Genomic DNA, 20768 nt, shown 5'->3' with positions numbered 1-20768 from the left:
CACAGAGAGATGTGTTGTCCTGCGGTCTTCCACGATATCCAGTAAACTGCCGCACGTTTTTTCTTCAAGTAGTGTTTCCCATGCAAATTGCTCTGGCGCCCATGGAAGGGTTGGTCGACGACATCCTGCGCGACGTGCTGACCCGCGTTGGCGGCATCGACTGGTGCGTGACCGAATTCATTCGGGTCAACGACCAGTTGCTCACCCCGGCGTACTTCCACAAGTTCGGCCCCGAGCTGCTCAACGGCGCTCGCACCGCGTCCGGCGTGCCGCTGCGCGTGCAATTGCTCGGTTCTGATCCGGTATGCCTGGCGGAAAACGCCGCGCTTGCCTGCGAACTCGGTTCTGAGGTGATCGACCTCAACTTCGGCTGCCCGGCCAAGACCGTCAACAAATCCCGCGGCGGCGCCGTGCTGCTCAAGGAGCCGGAGCTGCTCAACCAGATCGTCGAACATGTCCGTCGCGCCGTACCGGCGCACATCCCGGTCACCGCGAAAATGCGCTTGGGTTTCGACAGTCCTGACGGCTCGCTGGTCTGCGCCACGGCGCTGGCCGAAGGCGGGGCAGAGCACATCGTCGTACATGCGCGGACGAAAATGGACGGCTACAAACCGCCGGCTCATTGGGAGTGGATCCCGCGCGTGCAGGACGTGGTCAAGGTGCCGGTGTTCGCCAACGGCGATATCTGGAGCGTCGAAGATTGGCGCCGTTGCCGCGAAATCAGTGGTGTCGAAGACATCATGCTCGGTCGGGGTCTGGTCTCCCGCCCGGATCTCGCTCGGCAGATCGCTGCGGCGCGCGCTGGCGAAGAGGTCGTCGAGATGACCTGGGCCGAGCTGATGCCGCTGATTCAGGACTTCTGGCTGCAGGCCAAAGCGCAGATGACCGCCCGGCAATCGCCCGGTCGCCTCAAGCAATGGCTGGCCATGCTGACACGGAACTACCCGGAAGCCGCCGAGCTTTTCACCGTTCTGCGCCGTGAAACCGAGCCGGATCAAGTCTCGCGTCTGCTCGGATTGCCGCTCGTCGAAGCCGCATAAAAATCTCAAAATAATCTCTTGAAATCAAAACAGTGGTCCCTATCTAAGGGTTACGCGATGCCGAATTCGGGTCGCGGAGACACAAAACCTTGCTGATTGTTTTCAGGAGATTTGAACCATGAGTACTGCATTTTCTCTCGCGCCACTGTTCCGTTCCTCGGTAGGTTTCGACCGTTTCAACGACCTGTTCGAAACCGCCCTGCGCAACGAGCCAGGCAGCAGCTACCCACCTTACAACGTCGAAAAACACGGTGATGACCAATACCGTATCGTCGTTGCGGCCGCCGGTTTCCAGGAAGAAGACCTGGACCTGCAAGTCGAGAAGGGTGTGCTGACCATCAGTGGCGGCAAGCGTGACACTGACGAAAGCGTCACGTTCTTGCATCAAGGCATCGCCCAGCGAGCCTTCAAGCTGTCGTTCCGTCTGGCCGATCACATCGAGATCAAGGACGCTGCCCTGCGCAACGGCCTGCTGAGCATCGACCTGCTCCGTGTGATCCCGGAAGAAGCGAAAGCCAAGCGCATCCCGATCAATGGAGCGCAGCAGCCGGCGTTGCAGCATTGATTCATGTGCTGACACACAATCGCCCGAACCGGCGATAAGCCGCTGAACGAAAGGCCCCGATACGTCGGGGCCTTTTTTGTGCGCGCAAAGAAAGCCGACGCAACGTTTGCCGCTGGCTTTGTGGCTCTTTACAATCCGCGCCAACAAGGCCAGCCCCCCCCTAATTCCCGCTGGCCCCGGAGCCTTTGTTCATGGACGAAATGGAACAGCGCTGGCTATACGCGCTTTCTGCGCCTTTGGTCGCCCTCAATCCCGACGCCGATTACACCGCACCCACCTATTGCTTTGACCTCAAACATGTCGATGTCAAAGGTGGTTGGGGCATCACTACGCGCGAACAGCTGTTGGACATGCTGCGTACTGCCGATGACGGCCACGCTACGCAGTTGAACGAAGCCTATCGGCAGTGGCAGAGGTGTCTGCCGTCCGAATGGCAGGCCTTGCTCGCAACACTCGACACTCGCCAGCGAGCTTTCTACGAATTCGCCAGTCGCACATTTGGCGAGTGCGGTTCAGGTGGCATCCGTGCCTGGGACCTTGGTCGCATGGGTTTTCTGCTGCGTTCTGCAGTGCTGCACGGCTGGATTGATCTCACCGAAAGCCTTTGGCTGCATGGTCGCATGGCGGCACGCGCGCGCTACTACTACGACAGTTGGACGAGCTACCTTAACGGCTTTGTCTTCGGCAAAGCCTTCTGGCATTGCCTGGGCAACAAGGATGAAGAGCTGGAGCACGAATTTGACCGGCAAGGCGATTACATAGGCACCACCGTGGTCATCAGAAAGCTTGATCGTGATGCGCGCGCGCTGTTCGCACAATTGCCTTGGGATATGCCCGTGCATCCACCCGAGCGGCCTGATTCGCTAGGGGAGTTCGACTGGTCATGAGCTGCTGGATTCGCTTGGGTATCGAGCCCACCAAAGACAACGACGTCATTCGCGGCGCCTATCGCGCGCGCTTGCCGCAGCACCATCCAGAAACCGATCCGGAAGGTTTTCAGGCGCTGCGTGAGGCTTATGAGCTGGCATTACGCTTTGCCCGCGAGGAAGCCGTGGAGCCGGATCAACCGGTTGCCGATGAGATCAGTCCTGCCGATCAGACGATGGCCGACTTTGAAGCATTGCTGCTTGATCCAGCGCGTCGCTTCCAACCGGTGGCCTGGCAGGCATTCAACCTTGAGCTGGACCGCCTGCCGCTGGAGGTGCTGGACGAAGTTTGCTGGCCATTGCTGCGCGAGTTGCTCGACGCCGGCCCGATTTCCCATGTCTGCGCCCGTTTGTTGGCCCAGCGCCTGGGCTGGGCGAGCCGCATGCTGGATCTGGATTTCGACAACGCACGGCATGTCGACGAGTTTTTGCAGCGGATCAGTGCGGCGGATCCGTTCGACACCTCGTTGATGAGCCATTGGCCCGCTGTCGCGCAGTTGGAAACTCTCTGGTATGTGCGAACCCTGAATCACCTGCACCGAGAGGCGTCGCTCGACGACTACCGTCATTTCGCCGGCCTGCACACTTGCATCCCGCTGCCTGCTGATGACGGGTTATTGCAACGCCTGGCCATACAGTTCAGTCAGGCTGATATCCCCAACAAAGACTTTCTCGACATTATCAGCGAGCAGCATCGGCTTGCGCCTGAAGATGTCGACTGGCTGTATCTGTTGGCCTGTCAGCGCAGTGCGCTGGGAATGGAAGAGTTGGCACTGCAGGCTTGGGTGCGGCTCTGGCGCGAACATCAGCATCCGAAAGCGGCGACGTGGTTACTGGCATTGTGCGCGCGACATCAGCCTCAGCGCCTGCCGCTGCTGATTCAGGCCTTTGATCGTCTGGAAAACTTCCGCGACTGGTCCGAGGATCTAGGCGATGTCACTCAAGAGTACGGCAGTCCATCACAGCGCCCGGAAACACTCGGGCGTTGGTTCAGGGCCAAGCAGCTCGAGTTGCAGGACATTGCCGGTGCATTTGTCGAATGGCGTGTCAGTGGTGACGAGTTGCCGTTGTTGGCGGCGCTGATCATTGACAGTGATGACCGTCCGTTGCAAACGCTCTACCAGCATGCCTGGGCTTTGCACCGTGGTGATGTGCCATTGCTGCGACGCGTCATGGAGGCGTCCGAGCCGGAGGATGTGCTCGATCAACTGGTGCTGGAAGGCTTGCAGTATCAGGCCGGGCAGCAGATCTGCTGGTTGACCCGAGCGCCGATTCCTCAGGCCCTGGAAGCGTTTCTGGCCAGCGACTCCGCATCGACACTGCCGTCGGCGCTGGAAAAGGGCGAACCGCTTGAGCTCAGCCTGCTGTGGATGCGCCGTTTGCGCGCTTACGACGCCCGATCGCTGGCGCGGCTTGCCGAAGCGTTCAGTCTCGACAAACGTGACGAACGGCTTGCGGGGCTCAAGTTGCAAGCGCAACTGGCCGCGCAAGGCATGCTGCTTCCGGCCGTCGATAGCTACTCTGATGTCTGGGAATGGCATCGTCAGGCGATTTACCTGCTGGCCACCCTCGACGATCCGACGCGTTGGCTGGGCGCGCAATCGGCACACTGCGTCGACGCCATGAACATTGCGCGTGAACACCCCTTGGCCCGTTTGCAGCCGCTGCTCTGTCGCCTGAGTCGCGAGCAGGGCAGCGCCAGTGGCCTGCTCGGCTGGCTGCAAGCGGCGGATCCGGTGCACTCGCTGCTCGCGCGCAAGTTGTTCAGTGTGCATGAGGCGCTCAATAGCACTCGGCTGTTGGGTAATGACCGTTTGTTCGAGTGCATGCGCAGCGACATCGCCAGCTTCAACGAAGATTTGCTCGGGCGCATGCTCTTGGGTGGAGTCCTTTACCACGATCCGTTGCTCACTGCGCAACAGCGTAAATACCTGCTGGAAAGTATCACCGAGGTGGTCAATCCACAGGACTGGTTCGACGGCTTCCGTCACAGTCTGATCAAGGGTGAGCCTGTTCACCCACCCCGTGAGGCTCTCGCGGAGGAGGGTGTCAGCGACGCCTTTTACCTGGCGCTGGATGTGCTGAAGGATCTGGTGCGTTTTGGCAATCTGGGCTTGCCAAGGCAGAAGGTTCTGTTACGCATGCAGCGGGCCAAGGATGACTCGGAAAATGGACTCGGTTTGCGCTTCGCATTCAGCGCGTTGCTGTCGTGGTCCGAGCGTTTGCTGTTAGCCAAGGCAACGACCCGTCCAACCCCCGCCGCTGCGTTCTGGAGCCTGGGTACCCGGCTGGGGCGCGGGGCGTTTATCTGGCAGGTCATTGGCGCGTTGCTGGTGACGCCCGTGGCGGCGTTGCTCAGCGGTACGCCCGTATCCGGCATCGTCGTGTTGCTACTGGGCCTGGCGTTTCTGCTCGGTGCGGTCCTGCGCCGTTTGCATGACATGGGGCGGGGCATTCCGATGTTGCTGATTTTGGTAATGCTGTCGCCGGTATTGCCGTTTCTGCCGCTGATACTGTTCGGTTTTCCCGGAGAGAAGCTGCCCAATCGTTATGGCGTGCCACCGGACAGTGGCGGTGAAGATACCTTGTCCGGTGGTTTGCAGGCGACCTTACGGCGACTTATCGGCTAGAGGCGTAACTCATCCAGAACCTTGTTGAGTTGTGAACGGTGGCTGGCGATTTCTTCCGATCGCTGGTCGCCCAGCACCGTGGTGAAACTGTCCAGCCAGTCGGCAATCCGCTGGCGTTCTTCGCCCAGACTTTGCGTCCACGCCCGTTCCAGTCGAGCCAGCAGGGTTCGATTGGGCAGAGTGTCGCGGGGGTGAATTTTCAGCGTACTCAAGCGTTCATGACTGGTTTGCCGCGATTGCGCATCGAGTCCGGTCGGGCTGCGGTCAATGCTGTGGCTGTGGCGTTCGCCCGTCCTTGGCAGGGTGACGTCAACTTCGAGCAAACCGTTGATGTCATAACTGAACCGCACATCCAGCGCCTGGATATCATCGCTGGGCGTCAGCGTGACATCGAAAGCATCGATAAAAATGTTGTCGCGTACCCACGGACGTTCGCCCTGATAGACCGCTATACGGATGACTTCCTGTCGTGGAGATGTCGTGTGGTAACGCTCCACCCTTGAGGTCGGGATGATGGTGTTACGTTCGATGATCGGCGAGAACGCGCCACTGACGCCTTCGCCACGCATGGTCGAAATCCCCAGCGTATAAGGGCAGACATCCGTCAGAATCAATTCCTCGACCGCACCGTCCCGCGCCTTGCATGCCGCCTGCGTCGCCGCCCCCAGTGCCACGATGGTGTCCGGATCAAGATGCCGATAAGGCAGGCGTCCAAACAACGTGGCGACCATTTGCTGTACCGCCGGCATGCGCGTGGCGCCACCGACCAGCACCAGGCTGTCGAGGTCGCGCGGTTTCAGTCGGGCATCGCGCAGAGCCTGTTCGATCGGCGCGCGCAAGCGGGCCAGCAACGGCTCCCATATTTTCACTGCAGCGGCTTCATCCAGTTCCCATTCGAATGTCTGCTCGGCATACCGCCAGCTCAAGTGCTGCGCGCCTTCGCCGAGTTTGCACTTCAGCTGCTCCAGGGCATCACCGAGGCTGGCCATGGCTTGTGCATCGATCGTTGAGGGTGTGAGTTGCCAGTGTTTCAGGCAGGCCTGCAACAGGGCGGCGGTGAAGTCTTCGCCGCCAAGAAAGTTGTCACCGGTGGAGGCGTGCACTTCGATCAGCGGCAATGCGTATTCGAGCACGGTGACGTCGAACGTACCGCCGCCGAGATCGAATATTAGCGTGCGTTCGAACTTCTGTTCGTGCAGGCCGTACGCCATGGCGGCAGCGGTCGGTTCATTGATCAGGCGCGTCACGGACAGCCCGGCCAGTTCGGCGGCGAACAACGTGCGCTTGCGCTGCTCGTCACTGAAATATGCCGGTACGGAAATGACCGCTTCTGTGACCGCCTGGCCGAGAAAGGCTTCCGCGTCTTGCTTGAGTGAGCCAAGTACCAGCGCCGACAACTCTTCCGGGCTGAACTGGCGAGAGCCGAGCTGGATCTGCCTGTCGCTGCCCATGAAGCGCTTGAACGCGGCGGCAGTGCGTTCCGGGTGCGTGGTCAGGCGGGCGCGGGCGGCTTTGCCGACCAGAATCGTGTCGTCTTCATCGAGGCTGACCACCGACGGTGTCAGCACATCGCCGAGGGCGTTGCGGATCAGTTCGGCGCGGCCTTCACGCCAGACGGCGATCAGGCTGTTAGTGGTGCCAAGGTCGATGCCCAGCAGGGCCGGGCGGGGAAGGGATGCATCCTGCATGGTTGATCTCGAAGCGGCGCAAAAAACGCGACCCTACAGGCTGACGCAAACCCTGGCAATTGTTGCTCTGTTGCCAGGCTGTGCGACCACCGATTCAGGGCAGCAGTTTTTTCAGATCCTCCAACCCCACTGGCCGACTGTGCAGATAACCCTGATACAAATGGCATTCCAGCCCCTGCAAAAACGCCAGCTGTGCTGGCGTCTCCACGCCTTCGGCAATCACTTCCAATTCCAGGCTGCGGGCCATCGCGACAATTGCGCGAATGATCTCCGCGACATTGGAATCGGTGGTCGCATCGCGGATGAACGACTGATCGATCTTCAAAGTGTCTACAGGCAGACGCTTCAAATAAGTCAGCGACGAATAACCGGTGCCGAAGTCGTCCATGGCGAAGCTCACGCCGAGCTTTTTCAGCCGGCGCATTTTGCTGATGGTGTCTTCCAGATTCTGGATGACGATGCCTTCGGTGATTTCCAGTTTCAGTAGCGAGCAGGGTAGGCCGTGGCTGGTCATGCTGTGTTCGATGCGTTCGACGAAATCGTTCTGGCGGAACTGTCGGGGGCTGATGTTCACGCACAGGCTGAAGTTGAGCGGGTCGACCAGTTTCAGCGCGATCAGTTGTTTAAAGGCGTTGCAGGCTTCATCGAGGATCCACGTGCCGACTTCGAGAATCAGGCCGCTGTCTTCCAGTACCTTGATGAACTCGGTGGGCGATTGCGCGCCGAGTTCGGGGTGATTCCAGCGCACCAGGGCTTCGGCGCCGATGATGCGGTTGTCGCGGGCATCGACTTGCGGCTGAAAGTGCACGTTGAACTCGCCGCGCGACAGCGCCAGGCGCAGGTCGGTCTCCATGCGCAGGCGCTCGCTGGCCGCTTTCTGCATGGTGTTGTGATACATCTGCGTGGTGTTGCGCCCGGAATCCTTGGCCCGGTACAGGGCGATGTCGGCGCGTTTGAGCAGGTCGGTCGGGGTCGAGCCGTGATCGGGAATCAGCGCGACGCCAATGCTCGGCGTCACTTGCAGGCGCTGGCCATCGAGGAACATCGGCTCCGAGAGCAGTTCGCGAATGGTGTCGGCCAGCGCGCGCACTTGTTCGCTGACTTCACTGCGCGAACCTTCGAGGCCGCTGAGCAACACCACAAACTCATCGCCACCGAGGCGCGCCACCGTGTCTTCCATGCGCACGCTGGCTTCGAGCCGCGCGGTGATGATTTTCAGCACGGTGTCGCCGACCGGGTGACCGAGGGAATCGTTGATGTGTTTGAAGTGGTCGAGGTCGAGAAACAGCAAGGCGCCGCGCAGATTGTGGCGCTTGAGCAGGGCGATCTGCTGGCTCAGGCGATCCATCAGCAGGGCGCGGTTGGGCAGGTTGGTCAGCGGGTCGTGATAGGCCAGGTGACGAATCTGCGCTTCGGCGTTCTTCAACAGGCTGACATCGCGCGCGGTCAACAACAGGCACGCGGTTTCGTTGAGGGTAATCGGCTCGACCGAGACTTCCACCGTAAGCAATTCGCCGCGCTTGTTGCGCCCGAGCATTTCCTGATGATGCACGCGTCCCTTGATCTGCAACTCGGCGAGCAAGGTCGAGCGTTGTTTCTCTTCGGCCCAGATCCCCACCTGATAAACGGTTTTGCCCACCACTTCGTCGGCGCGATAGCCGGTGAGGCGACAGAAGCCATCGTTGACCTCCAGATATCTCCCGGTGTCGCGCTCGGTGATGGTGATGGCGTCGGGGCTGGAGTGGAACGCCTTGGCGAATTTTTCTTCGCTGGCCTTTAGCGCCGCTTCCGAGCGTTGTTGCTGGGTGATGTCGCGCAGGGTGGTGACGATGCACGGCTGGTCGCCGACGCTGATCTGCCGGCTGGAAATCACGCAGGTCAGCGACTGGCCGTCCTTGTGCTGGACGAGAATGGCGACGTTGCTCAGGCCTTGTTCGCGAATGACCCGTTCGATGCGTTGCAGGCTTTTCGCCGAGGCGTCCCACAGGCCGATTTCCTCGGCGGTGTGGCCAATCACATCGGCGGCGCTCCAGCCAAAGGTCTGGCTGAAGCTGGAATTGATCTCGATGAATTCCCCGGTTTCCTGGCGCGTGACGCAGATCGGATCGGGACTGACCTGAAACAGCGTGGCGAATTTCTCTTCCGAGGCCACCAGACGCTGTTCGCGCTCGACCTGATCGGTGATGTCCAGCAACGTGCCGGCCATGCGCAGCGGTGCGCCGTTGTCGTCGCGATAGAGACGCGCGCGGCTTTCCAGATAGCGCGAGCTGCCGTCGGGCAGTTGCACGCGATAGGTCAGTTGATAATTGCCGGCCGGACCTTCGCGCAGGCTGCGGTAGGCATCGCGCATGCTGTCGCGTTCCTCGCCCGGCACGCCTTCGAAAAACTCCTCGAATGATTCATGGAATGGAATCGGCTCCAGCCCGTGCAATTGCGCAGCGCGCGCCGAGCCGTAAAGCATGCCGCTGGGGATGTGCCAGTCCCAGGTGCCGAGTTGCGCCGAGTCCAGCGCCAGGTCGAGGCGTTCCTGGCTGTCCTTCAAGGCCAGTTCGGCGGCTTTGCGTTCGGTGGTGTCGAGGAAGGTGCTGAGCAGATAGGGCTGGCCTTCGAGCTCGACCTTCTGCGCGCTGAGGATGCCGTCGTGGACCTGGCCGTTGCTGGCACGGAACTGCACTTCCATGCTGATCAATTCGCCCTTGGCTTTGGTTTTCTTCACCAGTTCGGTGCGTTGCTCGGGGTGCACCCACAGGCCCAGTTCCAGGGTGGTGCGGCCGATCGCGCTTTGCACCGGCCAGCCGAACAGGCTTTCGAAATACTGGTTGGCCTCGCTGATCAGGCCGTCCTCCTGACGGGTCAGCAAAACCATGTTCGGGCATAGGTGGAAAAGTGTAGCGAAACGTTTCTCCGAGCTGCTCAAGGCCTGCTCGCGCTGGCGCTGGTGGGTGATTTCGCGAATCACCCCGATCATTCGGGGCCGGCCGTTCTTGTCCGGCAGCAGGCTGCCGCTGATCTCCAGCCAGTGCAGGCTGCCGTCGGGCCAGCGGATGCGGTGATGCATCGCCTGCTCCAGCGGGGCGCCGGCGATCACCGCGTGGAAGGCACGCACGGTTTTTGCGAGGGTCCTCCGGTGGCAACAGGTCGAGGTATTCCAGGTCGGCGGGTAATGGCTGCCGTGGATCGAAACCGAACAACGCCTGGGTGCCTCGCGACCAGCTGATCTGCCCGCGCTCGATGTCCCAATACCAGGCACCGAGCCGCGCGCCGTTGAGCGCGGCGAGCAATTGCGGCGCGCTTTCCCAGCTCTGCTCGGAATGGCGCGGATCAACAGCCTGGATTCGCGGCATCGGCGGAATTCGGTCAACAGATTTCGGCATTGTCAGCGGGCCTTGAGCTGAGTGGCGTTAGGCACAGGAGCGGCTCTATAGAAGTAGCACAAGTCAGGCCGGGATCCCTGGCCGATCGATTTGTGCATCCAGCAGGGCCATGAAGGCGCGTGCTGCATTCGATAGCGTCCGTTCGGTGTGCAAGATATAGCCTAGCTGGCGAGTGAGCTGTATGCCCGGCAATGCGATGCTTGCCACTTGTTCGTCGAGCATGGTGCGCGGCAGCACGCTCCAGGCCAGGCCGATGGAGACCATCATCTTGATGGTTTCCAGGTAGTTGGTGCTCATGGCGATGTTCGGCGTCAGGCCCTGAGCTTCGAACAAACGCTGGACGATGTGGTGGGTAAACGTGTTGCCGCCGGGGAAAACCGCCGGATGGCCGGCGATGTCCGCCAGACTGACGGCACCGTTGTTGATCAGCGAATGCTCCGGGGCGACGACGAAATCCAGCGGGTCGTCCCACACCGGCGTGGCTTTGACCAAGGTATGCGGCTCCGGCGCGAGGGTGATGACCGCCAGTTCGGCGCGGCCGTGGAGAATTTCCTCGTAGGCCACTTCCGAATCAAGGAACTGAATATCCAGCGCGACCTGTGGGTAGCGGCGGGTGAACTCCCTTAATAGAGGCGGCAAGCGGTGCAGGCCGATGTGGTGACTGGTGGCCAGGGTCAGGCGGCCGCTGACTTCACCGGTCAGGTTGGTCAGGGCGCGGCGGGTGTCGTCGAGCACGTTAAGAATCTGATAAGCCCGTGGCAGCAGGGCACGACCGGCCTCGGTCAGGCCGACTTCGCGGCCCAGTCGATCGAAAAGGCGCACCTTTAATTGCTGCTCAAGACCGGCGATGCGCTTGCTGATTGCCGGTTGTGTCAGGTGCAGGCGTTCGCCAGCGCCGGAGAAGCTGCCGGTCTCGGCGATGGCAATAAAAGCGTTGAGGTTAGCCAAGTCCATGTCGCATTCCAGTTGGTTATCCAAAGCATAAAAAATATGAATTTGAGTTATTTAATCTAACCCCATAGGATCGGCCTCACAAGCCAAAGGGTTATTGATAAGCCCAGGGCATAGAAACAAGCTGATGAGGAACCGTCTGATGGCCGGCAAAACGCTCTACGACAAGCTCTGGGATTCGCATTTGGTCAAGCAGCGCGACGATGGCTCGGCGCTGATCTACATCGATCGTCACATCATCCACGAAGTGACTTCGCCGCAGGCTTTCGAAGGCTTGCGTCTGGCCGGGCGCAAGCCTTGGCGCATCGATGCCAACATCGCGACCCCGGACCACAACGTACCGACCACCCCTGAGCGTAAGGGCGGCATCGAAGCCATTGCCGACCAGGTCTCGCGTTTGCAGGTGCAGACCCTCGACGACAACTGCGATGAATACGGCATCGTCGAGTTCAAGATGAACGACGTGCGTCAGGGCATCGTTCACGTGATCAGCCCGGAGCAGGGCGCGACGTTGCCGGGCATGACCGTAGTCTGCGGCGACTCGCACACTTCGACCCACGGTGCATTCGGTGCGTTGGCCCACGGCATCGGCACCTCCGAGGTCGAGCACGTGCTCGCCACCCAGTGCCTCGTCGCCAAGAAAATGAAAAACATGCTGGTGCGCGTCGAAGGCCAATTGCCGTTCGGCGTGACCGCCAAGGACATCGTCCTTGCGGTGATCGGCAAGATCGGCACCGCCGGCGGTAACGGCCACGCCATCGAATTTGCCGGCAGCGCGATCCGCGATCTGTCCGTTGAAGGCCGCATGACCATCTGCAACATGTCCATCGAAGCCGGCGCCCGCGTCGGCCTGGTGGCGGCGGATCAGAAGACCATTGACTACGTCAAAGGTCGTCCATTCGCGCCGAAAGGCGAGCAGTGGGACATGGCCGTCGAAGCCTGGAAAGACCTGGTTTCCGATGCCGATGCCAAATTCGACACTGTGGTCGAGCTCGACGCCGCGCAGATCAAGCCGCAAGTCAGCTGGGGCACTTCGCCTGAAATGGTCTTGGCCGTGGATCAGAACGTGCCGGACCCGGCCAAGGAAATGGATCTGGTCAAGCGCGACTCGATCGTCCGCGCCTTGAAATACATGGGTTTGACCGCCAATCAGGCGATCACCGACATTCAGCTCGATCGCGTGTTCATCGGTTCCTGCACCAACTCGCGCATCGAAGACTTGCGCGCCGCTGCGGTGATCGCCAAGGGCCGCAAGGTGGCCTCGACCATCAAGCAGGCGATCGTGGTGCCGGGCTCGGGTCTGGTCAAGGCGCAGGCGGAAGCCGAAGGCCTCGACAAGATTTTCCTCGAGGCCGGTTTCGAATGGCGTGAGCCGGGCTGCTCGATGTGCCTGGCGATGAACCCGGACCGTTTGGAGTCCGGCGAGCATTGCGCCTCGACTTCCAACCGTAATTTCGAAGGCCGTCAGGGCGCCGGTGGCCGTACCCACCTGGTCAGCCCGGCGATGGCGGCGGCAGCAGCGGTGAACGGCCGTTTCATCGACGTTCGTGAATTGATCCAAGGAGCACAGTAAAGATGAAGGCATTTACTCAGCACACGGGTCTTGTGGCGCCTCTGGATCGTGCCAACGTCGACACCGATCAGATCATTCCCAAGCAGTTCTTGAAGTCGATCAAGCGCACCGGTTTCGGTCCGAACCTGTTCGACGAGTGGCGTTATCTGGATGTCGGCCAGCCGTATCAGGACAACTCCAAGCGGCCGTTGAACAAGGATTTCGTCCTTAACGCCGAGCGTTATCAGGGTGCCAGCGTATTGCTCGCCCGCGAGAACTTCGGTTGCGGTTCGAGCCGTGAACACGCGCCGTGGGCGCTGGAAGAGTACGGTTTCCGCAGCATCATCGCGCCGAGTTACGCCGACATCTTCTTCAACAATAGTTTCAAGAACGGCCTGCTGCCGATCATCCTCAGCGATGCAGAAGTTGATGAACTGTTTAAGCAGGTTGAAGCCGAGCCGGGTTATCAATTGCAGATCGACCTGCAAGCACAAACCGTGACCCGTCCCGATGGCAAGGTTTACAGCTTCGAGATCGACGCATTTCGCAAGCACTGCCTGCTCAATGGCCTGGACGATATCGGCCTGACCTTGCAGGACGGCGATGCGATTGCGACGTTTGAAGCCAAACATCGGGTCAGCCAGCCGTGGTTGTTTCGCGACGCGTGATTCGAGATTGATGTAGTCAGGGCGGGCCCCTTCGCGAGCAGGCTCGCTCCCACCTTGGAATGCATTCCCCTGTGGGAGCGAGCCTGCTCGCGAAGACGGCAGCCCAAACAACATAGATACCAGGATGTGACCATGACCAGCACCGCCCAGCACACCCAGGTCGTCCAGAAGCAATTCGGCGAACAGGCCGCCGCTTACCTGAGCAGCGCCGTTCACGCCCAAGGCAGTGAATTCGCACTGCTACAAGCTGAACTGGCCGGGCAGGGCAGTGCGCGGGTGCTGGATCTGGGGTGTGGCGCCGGTCACGTCAGCTTTCATGTGGCACCGCTGGTCAGGGAAGTGGTGGCTTACGACCTGTCGCAGCAAATGCTTGATGTGGTTGCCGGCGCTGCCGTCGATCGCGGCTTGAGCAACATCATTACCGTCAACGGTGCTGCCGAGCGCTTGCCGTTCGCCGATGGCGAGTTCGATTTTGTGTTCAGCCGCTATTCGGCGCATCACTGGAGCGACCTCGGTCTGGCCTTGCGCGAAGTGCGCCGGGTGCTGAAGCCGGACGGGGTGGCGGCGTTCGTTGATGTGTTGTCACCGGGCAGTGCGTTGTTCGACACTTACCTGCAAAGCGTTGAGGTGTTGCGCGACACCAGCCATGTCCGCGACTACTCCGCCGGCGAGTGGCTGCGCCAGGTCAGCGAAGCCGGTCTGCATGTGCGCAGTACCACCCGGCAGCGCCTGCGTCTGGAGTACAGCAGTTGGGTCGAGCGCATGCGCACACCTGACGTGATGCGCGCGGCGATCCGCCAGTTGCAGCAGTCGATGGGCAACGAAGTGCGTGAGTATTTTGAGATAGATGCCGACGGCTCGTTCAGTACCGATGTAATCGTACTGATGGCTGAGCGATAAGAATTTTTCCCGGCGCGCCGTTCACTGGCGCACCGCTTGAAGACACGAGGAAAGCATGAGCAAGCAGATTCTGATTCTCCCGGGTGACGGTATTGGTCCGGAAATCATGGCCGAAGCGGTCAAGGTGCTGGAATTGGCCAATGACAAGTACAGCCTGGGCTTCGAGCTGAGCCACGACGTGATCGGTGGCGCGGCCATCGACAAGCATGGCGTGCCGCTGGCCGACGAAACCCTTGATCGCGCCCGCGCTGCCGACGCTGTGCTGCTGGGCGCTGTCGGTGGGCCGAAATGGGACACCATCGAGCGTGACATCCGCCCTGAGCGCGGCCTGCTGAAAATTCGCGCGCAACTGGGCCTGTTCGGCAACTTGCGTCCGGCGATCCTCTATCCGCAACTGGCCGATGCGTCGAGCCTGAAGCCGGAAATCGTTGCCGGCCTGGACATCCTCATCGTCCGTGAGCTGACCGGCGGCATTTACTTCGGCGCGCCGCGTGGCACCCGTACGCTGGACAACGGCGAGCGTCAGTCCTACGACACCCTGCCGTACAGCGAAAGCGAAATCCGCCGCATCGCCCGTGTCGGTTTCGACATGGCCATGGTTCGTGGCAAGAAGCTCTGCTCGGTGGACAAGGCCAACGTCCTGGCGTCCAGTCAGTTGTGGCGTGAAGTGGTCGAGCAAGTGGCCAATGATTACCCGGAAGTCGAACTGAGCCACATGTACGTCGACAACGCCGCCATGCAACTCGTGCGCGCACCCAAGCAGTTCGACGTGATCGTCACCGACAACATGTTCGGCGACATCCTCTCCGACGAAGCGTCGATGCTCACCGGCTCGATCGGCATGCTGCCGTCGGCCTCGCTGGATTCCAACAACAAGGGCATGTACGAGCCTTGCCACGGTTCGGCGCCGGACATTGCCGGTAAAGGCATTGCCAACCCGCTGGCGACGATCCTGTCGGTGTCGATGATGCTGCGTTACAGCTTCAATCTGCACGACGCTGCCGATGCCATCGAAAAAGCCGTCAGCGTCGTGCTCGATCAGGGCTTGCGCACCGGTGACATCCACTCGGCCGGTTGTACCAAAGTCGGTACGCAGGAAATGGGCGACGCAGTAGTCGCCGCGCTGCGGAATCTGTAATCTCTCGGGCCCGCTGCGAAATTCAATACAAAGCAGCGGCCCACTTTTCAAGAAGGTGTAGTTGCGATGAAACGTGTAGGTCTGATCGGTTGGCGCGGGATGGTCGGTTCCGTGCTCATGCAGCGGATGCTGGAAGAGCAGGATTTCGATCTTATCGAGCCGGTGTTTTTCACCACGTCCAATGTCGGTGGCCAAGGCCCGTCCGTGGGCAAGGACATTGCTCCGCTCAAGGACGCTTACAGCATTGACGAGCTGAAGACCCTCGACGTGATCCTGACCTGCCAGGGCGGCGACTACACCAGCGAAGTATTCCCCAAGCTGCGCGAAGCCGGCTGGCAGGGTTACTGGATCGACGCGGCGTCGAGCCTGCGTATGAACGATGACGCTGTGATCATTCTCGACCCGGTCAACCGCAAGGTCATCGACCAGCAGCTGGACGCGGGCACCAAGAACTACATCGGCGGCAACTGCACCGTCAGCTTGATGCTGATGGGTCTGGGCGGTCTGTTCGAGGCCGGTCTGGTCGAGTGGATGAGCGCCATGACCTATCAGGCGGCCTCCGGTGCCGGCGCGCAGAACATGCGTGAACTGATCAAGCAGATGGGTGCGACCCACGCCGCTGTCGCCGATCAGCTGGCCGACCCGGCCAGCGCGATCCTCGACATCGACCGTCGCGTGGCCGAGGCCATGCGCAGCGAAGCGTACCCAACCGAAAACTTCGGTGTACCGCTGGCCGGCAGCCTGATCCCGTGGATCGACAAGGAACTGCCGAACGGCCAGAGCCGCGAAGAGTGGAAGGCCCAGGCCGAGACCAACAAGATCCTCGGTCGCTTCAAGAGCCCGATCCCGGTCGACGGCATCTGCGTGCGCATCGGCGCCATGCGCTGCCATAGCCAGGCACTGACCATCAAGCTCAACAAAGACGTACCGATCGCCGATATCGAAGGGCTGATCAGCCAGCACAACCCGTGGGTCAAGCTGGTACCGAACAACCGCGAAATCAGCATGCAGGAGCTGAGCCCGACCAAGGTCACCGGCACCCTGAACGTACCGGTCGGTCGTCTGCGCAAGTTGAACATGGGTTCGCAATTCGTCGGCGCCTTCACCGTCGGCGACCAACTGCTGTGGGGCGCGGCCGAACCGCTGCGGCGCATGCTGCGGATCCTGCTGGAGCGTTGATCGCTTGAAGCAATGAAGAAGCCCGTGCCTTGTGAGAGGTGCGGGTTTTTTTATGCGCAATGATCGTTCCCATGCTCCGCGTGGGAATGCATCCCGGGACGCTCTGCGTCCCTTCCAAAGCAGAACGCGGAGCGTCCGTTGAGGCATTCCCACGCAGAGCGTGGGAACGATCGGTACGGGCAGAAATTGCCTGTGCGCCACCCACCCGGTAAAGTGCCGCTCCCCCCGTTTTGCCAGAGGTAGCTCCATGACCCAGACTTTCGATATCGCCGTTATCGGCGCCACCGGTACTGTCGGCGAAACCCTCGTACAGATTCTCGAAGAGCGCGACTTTCCGGTCGGCAACCTGCACCTGCTGGCCAGCAGTGAATCGGCCGGCAGCTCGGTGCTGTTCCGCAACAAAAACGTCCGCGTGCGCGAGGTCGACGAGTTCGATTTCAGCAAGGTCAGACTGGTGTTCTTCGCCGCTGGCGCTGCGGTGTCGCTGAGCTACGCCGCTCGCGCCCATGCTGCCGGTTGCTCGTTGATCGACCTGTCCGGCGCGCTGCCTGCGGATCAGGCGCCACAAGTGGTGCCCGAGGCCAATGCCGATATTCTCGCCAGTCTGAAAAGCCCGTTCCAGGTCAGCAGCCCAAGCCCGTCGGCCACTACGCTTGCCGTGGTGCTGGCGCCGTTGCTCGATCTGCTCGATCTGCAATACGTTAACGTCACTGCCAACCTGGCCGTTTCGGCGCAAGGCCGCGAGGCGGTCACCGAGCTCGCGCGGCAGACCGCCGAGCTGCTCAACATGCGTCCGCTGGAACCGACGTTCTTCGACCGGCAGATGGCGTTCAACCTGCTGGCACAAGTTGGTACGCCTGATGCTCAGGGTCACACGCTGCTGGAAAAACGTCTGGTACGCGAGCTGCGCCAGGTGCTGGCAAAACCTTTATTGAAGATTTCTGCCACTTGCGTTCAAGCCCCGGTGTTTTTTGGCGATAGCTTTAGCGTGACCTTGCAGTCAGGCAGCGCTGTTGACCTGAAAAAGGTCAACGCCGCGCTCGAGGCTGCACCGGGCATCGAGCTGGTCGAGGCCGGCGATTATCCGACCGCGGTCGGCGATGCGGTGGGGCAGGACGTGGTCTATGTCGGCCGCGTGCGCAGTGGTGTCGACGACCCGGCGGAACTAAATCTTTGGCTGACGTCAGATAACGTACGCAAAGGCGCGGCGCTCAATGCCGTGCAACTGGCTGAGTTGTTGATAAAAGACCTGCTGTAAAAGATACTTGGCAACAATTTGTCGACTGATTCTAGGTGAGCGCTATGCTTGCCCGAAGCGCGTCGATGACGAGTCACCCTCCGGGACTTTCCGGGGCAGCACCGAAATGATCGCGCGCGGCGACCCCCGTCGTCGCGTGCAATGCCTTACGGCAGCGGTATTCAAAAGCTTCTCGCTGGCCGAGGAACGTTCAAACAAAGGATGAGGCTATGGTTCAAGTTCGCAAACTGGTGTTAGCAATAGCGGCCGCCTCGGCGCTGTCCTCCGGTATGGCGCATGCCCTCGGGCTCGGGGAGCTGACCCTGAAGTCGACCCTGAACCAGCCGTTGGTGGCTGAAATCGAGCTGCTCGACGTCAAGGATCTCACCGCCGCCGAGGTGGTGCCGAGCCTGGCTTCCCCTGAAGACTTCGCCAAGGCTGGCGTCGATCGGCAGGCCTTTCTCAATGATCTGACGTTCACCCCGGTACTCAACGCCAGCGGCAAAAGCGTGTTGCGCGTGACCTCGAGCCAACCGCTGTCGGAACCGATGGTGAAGTTCCTCGTGCAGGTGATGTGGCCCAATGGCCGCCTGCTGCGTGATTACAGCGTGCTGCTCGACCCGTCGAAGTTCTCGCCGCAGACCGCAGACGCCGCCGCGCAGCCGGCGCCGTCGCAGACCATCACCGCGCCAACCACTGGCGCCACCCATCGCAATCAATACACCACCACGCCGCGCGACACCCTGTGGGAAATCGCCGCCAAGGCGCGCAACGGTGGCTCGGTGCAGCAGACCATGCTGGCGATTCAGGCGCTCAATCCGAATGCCTTTATCGACGGCAACATCAACCGTCTGAAAACCGGCCAGGTGCTGCGTCTGCCGGACCCGGTACAAAGCACGGCGCTGCCACAGTCGGCAGCCATCGCTGAAGTGGCGGCGCAGAACGAAGCCTGGCGTCAGGGCCGTCGTTACGTGGCCAAGCCTGGCACCGGTCAGCAGCAGTTGGATGCGACCAATCGTGGCCGTGGCAATACCGGTGCAGCGGCCAACACTCAGGACAACCTGAGCCTGGTCTCGGCGGAAAGCGCCAGGCCCGGTGCGAAAGGCCCGGCCGGCGACGCCAAGGCGCTGAGCAACAAACTGGCAATCACTCAGGAAAACCTCGACACGACCCGTCGTGACAACGAGGAACTGAAAAGCCGCATGGCTGATCTGCAGAGCCAACTGGACAAGCTGCAAAAGCTGATCGAGCTGAAGAACAATCAACTGGCGAAGATGCAGGCCGACGGCGCCGGCGCTGCGCCTGGCGCCACTGCTGCTGTGCCGCCGGTGCCGGCGATCACTGCCGAACTGGCCGCAACACCGCCAGCCACTCCGGCCGACGCCGCAGCGGCTTCACCGACTCCAGAGTCGGCCATCGCGCCGCCGGCGGAAACCCCGGTTGAGCCAGTCGTCGAGCCGGTGGTCGAAACCACGCCTGCTGCCGCCGATGACGACAAAGCCTTCAATGAACTGCTGACCAATCCGATCCTGCTCGGCCTGATCGGCGGCGGTGCGGTGGTTCTGCTGCTTCTGCTGTTGCTGCTGGCGCGCCGTCGCAAAGCCCAGCAGGAAGCCGAAAAGCACCTGCGCATGGCCCGCGCTCTGGCTGAAGAGCAAGAGTTCTCCGCTGAGCAGGATCTGCCGGAAAGCAGCTTCTCTGGCCTGGAAACCCCGGCAGCCAGCGTCAAACTCAACACGCCAGCTCCGGCACCTGCGCCAGCCCCTGCACCGGTCGTCACTCCGGTGGTGATGGCTGCGCCGATTGCCGCACCTCTGGTGGCTCCGGCCGGCGAGCGCTCTGATGATGTGCTCGACAAAGCGCAATCGCACATCAACGCCGGCCGCCTTAATCAGGCCGCCGCGCTGCTGGAAGAGGGCGTCAGCCTTGAGCCGGAACGCAGCGATCTGCGCCTGAAGCTGATGGAAGTCTACGGCCAGCAGGGCGATCGCGATGCGTTCGTTGCGCAAGAGCGTCAACTGGTGGCTAATGGCGATAACTTCGCCAAGGTCGAAGCGCTGAAAAGCCGCTTCCCGGCCATGGCCGTGGTTGCTGCCGGTGGACTGGCGGCTGCCGCCGTCGCTGCCGAGCTGGACGCGCAGTACGTCAAGGAACTGCTGCAAGACGAGCCGCAAGCGCCCGAGACCGCCGCTGACGACCTCGACACCGCGTTCGATTTGAGCCTGGACGACCTCGACAACATCACCCCGGTCAATCCTCCACCAGTAGCCGAGCCAGAAGCGCCGGTCGAGCTCGACGCGTTTCCGGCCGAAGACGACCTGAGCTTCGCTTCGGTGCTGCAAGAGCAGACCGAGATGAAAGACAATCTCGACGATCTGTCGGACTTCGATCTGGATATGGATCTGGGCGCCGAACCATCGCCGGCCACGTTGGCTGAAGATGACTTCCTGCTGGATCTGGACGACGGCGTGAAGGACTTGCCCCCGGTCGAGACGCCGGTTGTCGCTGACGTGCCGCAGGACGATCTGGAGCTGCCAGCTGATTTCGACCTGTCGCTGGCGGACGAAATGGACAGCAACCCGGCTGCTGAGCCGGATGCCTTCTCGGCCGAGCTGGACGACGTCAATGCCGAGCTGGATCGCCTGTCGCAAAGCATGGCCGAGCCGAGCTTCACCGAAGCGGACGCGGCGATGGGTGACGATCTGGGCGAAGACGATTTCGACTTCCTCGCCGGCACCGACGAAGCGGCGACCAAACTCGATCTGGCCCAGGCCTACATCGACATGGGCGACGCCGACGGTGCCCGTGACATCCTCAACGAAGTGTTGACTGAGGGTGACGAGAAGCAGCGGGGCGAGGCCAAGGAAATGCTTTCCAACCTGGCGTAAGTTCAGCGGTAAACAACAAGTGGCAGCCCGGC

General features: G+C 61.2%; 13 protein-coding genes and 1 pseudogene. 11 read left to right on the top strand and 3 right to left on the bottom strand.

Annotated elements, in window-relative coordinates:
• The first annotated feature begins 80 nt into the window (after positions 1 to 80).
• The 4 genes from OC605_RS14340 (at position 81) to OC605_RS14325 (ending at position 5161) form a co-directional block, all read left to right on the top strand.
• Positions 81 to 1040 carry a tRNA dihydrouridine synthase gene (locus OC605_RS14340; protein ID WP_016773924.1) on the top strand — a complete coding sequence of 320 codons (960 nt, stop codon included), beginning with the start codon at positions 81 to 83 and terminating at the stop codon, positions 1038 to 1040.
• 118 nt (positions 1041 to 1158) lie between these two features.
• Positions 1159 to 1605: an Hsp20 family protein gene (locus OC605_RS14335; RefSeq protein ID WP_016773925.1), complete on the top strand. Its 447-nt coding sequence runs from the start codon at positions 1159 to 1161 to the stop codon at positions 1603 to 1605.
• Positions 1606 to 1796: 191 nt separating this feature from the next.
• Positions 1797 to 2492, top strand: a complete 696-nt coding sequence (locus OC605_RS14330; RefSeq protein ID WP_262137826.1) for a DUF1266 domain-containing protein — start codon at positions 1797 to 1799, stop codon at positions 2490 to 2492.
• The gene (locus OC605_RS14325; protein WP_262137825.1) at positions 2489 to 5161 is read left to right on the top strand and encodes a DUF805 domain-containing protein; all 2673 of its coding nucleotides are present in this window, start codon (positions 2489 to 2491) and stop codon (positions 5159 to 5161) included. Before OC605_RS14330 ends, OC605_RS14325 begins: the two co-directional genes overlap by 4 nt.
• Here the strand turns inward: OC605_RS14325 and OC605_RS14320 are convergent.
• The 3 genes and pseudogenes from OC605_RS14320 to OC605_RS14310 form a co-directional block, all read right to left on the bottom strand.
• A complete protein-coding gene (locus OC605_RS14320) occupies positions 5158 to 6849 on the bottom strand; it encodes a molecular chaperone HscC (protein ID WP_262137823.1) in 1692 nt (563 codons plus the stop codon). The two genes, OC605_RS14325 and OC605_RS14320, sit on opposite strands and share 4 nt — an antisense overlap.
• Before the next feature lie 94 nt (positions 6850 to 6943).
• Positions 6944 to 10223 (bottom strand): annotated as a pseudogene (locus tag OC605_RS14315) (PAS domain S-box protein).
• A gap of 63 nt (positions 10224 to 10286) precedes the next feature.
• Positions 10287 to 11177 carry a LysR family transcriptional regulator gene (locus tag OC605_RS14310; protein WP_024012384.1) on the bottom strand — a complete coding sequence of 297 codons (891 nt, stop codon included), beginning with the start codon at positions 11175 to 11177 and terminating at the stop codon, positions 10287 to 10289.
• Positions 11178 to 11316: 139 nt separating this feature from the next.
• Between OC605_RS14310 and leuC the strand changes: the two genes are divergently transcribed.
• The 7 genes from leuC to OC605_RS14275 all read left to right on the top strand — a co-directional run bounded on the left by leuC (position 11317) and on the right by OC605_RS14275 (position 20736).
• Complete coding sequence (gene leuC / locus OC605_RS14305) at positions 11317 to 12747, top strand: 3-isopropylmalate dehydratase large subunit (protein WP_041478531.1); 1431 nt, start codon at positions 11317 to 11319, stop codon at positions 12745 to 12747.
• 2 nt (positions 12748 to 12749) lie between these two features.
• Positions 12750 to 13394: a 3-isopropylmalate dehydratase small subunit gene (gene leuD, locus OC605_RS14300; RefSeq protein ID WP_024012386.1), complete on the top strand. Its 645-nt coding sequence runs from the start codon at positions 12750 to 12752 to the stop codon at positions 13392 to 13394.
• Positions 13395 to 13526: 132 nt separating this feature from the next.
• The gene (locus OC605_RS14295) at positions 13527 to 14294 is read left to right on the top strand and encodes a class I SAM-dependent methyltransferase (protein ID WP_262137821.1); all 768 of its coding nucleotides are present in this window, start codon (positions 13527 to 13529) and stop codon (positions 14292 to 14294) included.
• A gap of 55 nt (positions 14295 to 14349) precedes the next feature.
• Positions 14350 to 15432, top strand: a complete 1083-nt coding sequence (leuB, locus tag OC605_RS14290) for a 3-isopropylmalate dehydrogenase (protein ID WP_262137820.1) — start codon at positions 14350 to 14352, stop codon at positions 15430 to 15432.
• Between the two features lie 66 nt (positions 15433 to 15498).
• Positions 15499 to 16611, top strand: a complete 1113-nt coding sequence (gene asd, locus OC605_RS14285) for an aspartate-semialdehyde dehydrogenase (RefSeq protein WP_071171651.1) — start codon at positions 15499 to 15501, stop codon at positions 16609 to 16611.
• A 247-nt stretch (positions 16612 to 16858) separates the two neighbouring features.
• Complete coding sequence (locus tag OC605_RS14280; RefSeq protein ID WP_130899643.1) at positions 16859 to 17869, top strand: aspartate-semialdehyde dehydrogenase; 1011 nt, start codon at positions 16859 to 16861, stop codon at positions 17867 to 17869.
• Positions 17870 to 18078: 209 nt separating this feature from the next.
• Positions 18079 to 20736: a FimV/HubP family polar landmark protein gene (locus OC605_RS14275; protein ID WP_262137817.1), complete on the top strand. Its 2658-nt coding sequence runs from the start codon at positions 18079 to 18081 to the stop codon at positions 20734 to 20736.
• The last annotated feature ends 32 nt before the right edge of the window (positions 20737 to 20768 follow it).

Source organism: Pseudomonas sp. Marseille-Q5117, from assembly GCF_946901175.1.
GTDB classification, from domain to species: domain Bacteria; phylum Pseudomonadota; class Gammaproteobacteria; order Pseudomonadales; family Pseudomonadaceae; genus Aquipseudomonas; species Aquipseudomonas iranensis.
This window is presented reverse-complemented; position numbering and strand designations above follow the sequence as displayed.

What these genes read in the sequence shown, in the direction of transcription:
- OC605_RS14310 (WP_024012384.1), bottom strand. Translation starts at nt 11,177, where the DNA reads ATGGACTTGGCTAACCTCAACGCTTTTATTGCCATCGCCGAGACCGGC.
- OC605_RS14280 (WP_130899643.1), top strand. Translation starts at nt 16,859, where the DNA reads ATGACCCAGACTTTCGATATCGCCGTTATCGGCGCCACCGGTACTGTC.
- leuB (WP_262137820.1), top strand. Translation starts at nt 14,350, where the DNA reads ATGAGCAAGCAGATTCTGATTCTCCCGGGTGACGGTATTGGTCCGGAA.
- OC605_RS14320 (WP_262137823.1), bottom strand. Translation starts at nt 6,849, where the DNA reads ATGCAGGATGCATCCCTTCCCCGCCCGGCCCTGCTGGGCATCGACCTT.
- OC605_RS14330 (WP_262137826.1), top strand. Translation starts at nt 1,797, where the DNA reads ATGGACGAAATGGAACAGCGCTGGCTATACGCGCTTTCTGCGCCTTTG.
- OC605_RS14340 (WP_016773924.1), top strand. Translation starts at nt 81, where the DNA reads ATGCAAATTGCTCTGGCGCCCATGGAAGGGTTGGTCGACGACATCCTG.
- asd (WP_071171651.1), top strand. Translation starts at nt 15,499, where the DNA reads ATGAAACGTGTAGGTCTGATCGGTTGGCGCGGGATGGTCGGTTCCGTG.
- OC605_RS14295 (WP_262137821.1), top strand. Translation starts at nt 13,527, where the DNA reads ATGACCAGCACCGCCCAGCACACCCAGGTCGTCCAGAAGCAATTCGGC.
- OC605_RS14335 (WP_016773925.1), top strand. Translation starts at nt 1,159, where the DNA reads ATGAGTACTGCATTTTCTCTCGCGCCACTGTTCCGTTCCTCGGTAGGT.
- OC605_RS14325 (WP_262137825.1), top strand. Translation starts at nt 2,489, where the DNA reads ATGAGCTGCTGGATTCGCTTGGGTATCGAGCCCACCAAAGACAACGAC.
- OC605_RS14275 (WP_262137817.1), top strand. Translation starts at nt 18,079, where the DNA reads ATGGTTCAAGTTCGCAAACTGGTGTTAGCAATAGCGGCCGCCTCGGCG.
- leuC (WP_041478531.1), top strand. Translation starts at nt 11,317, where the DNA reads ATGGCCGGCAAAACGCTCTACGACAAGCTCTGGGATTCGCATTTGGTC.
- leuD (WP_024012386.1), top strand. Translation starts at nt 12,750, where the DNA reads ATGAAGGCATTTACTCAGCACACGGGTCTTGTGGCGCCTCTGGATCGT.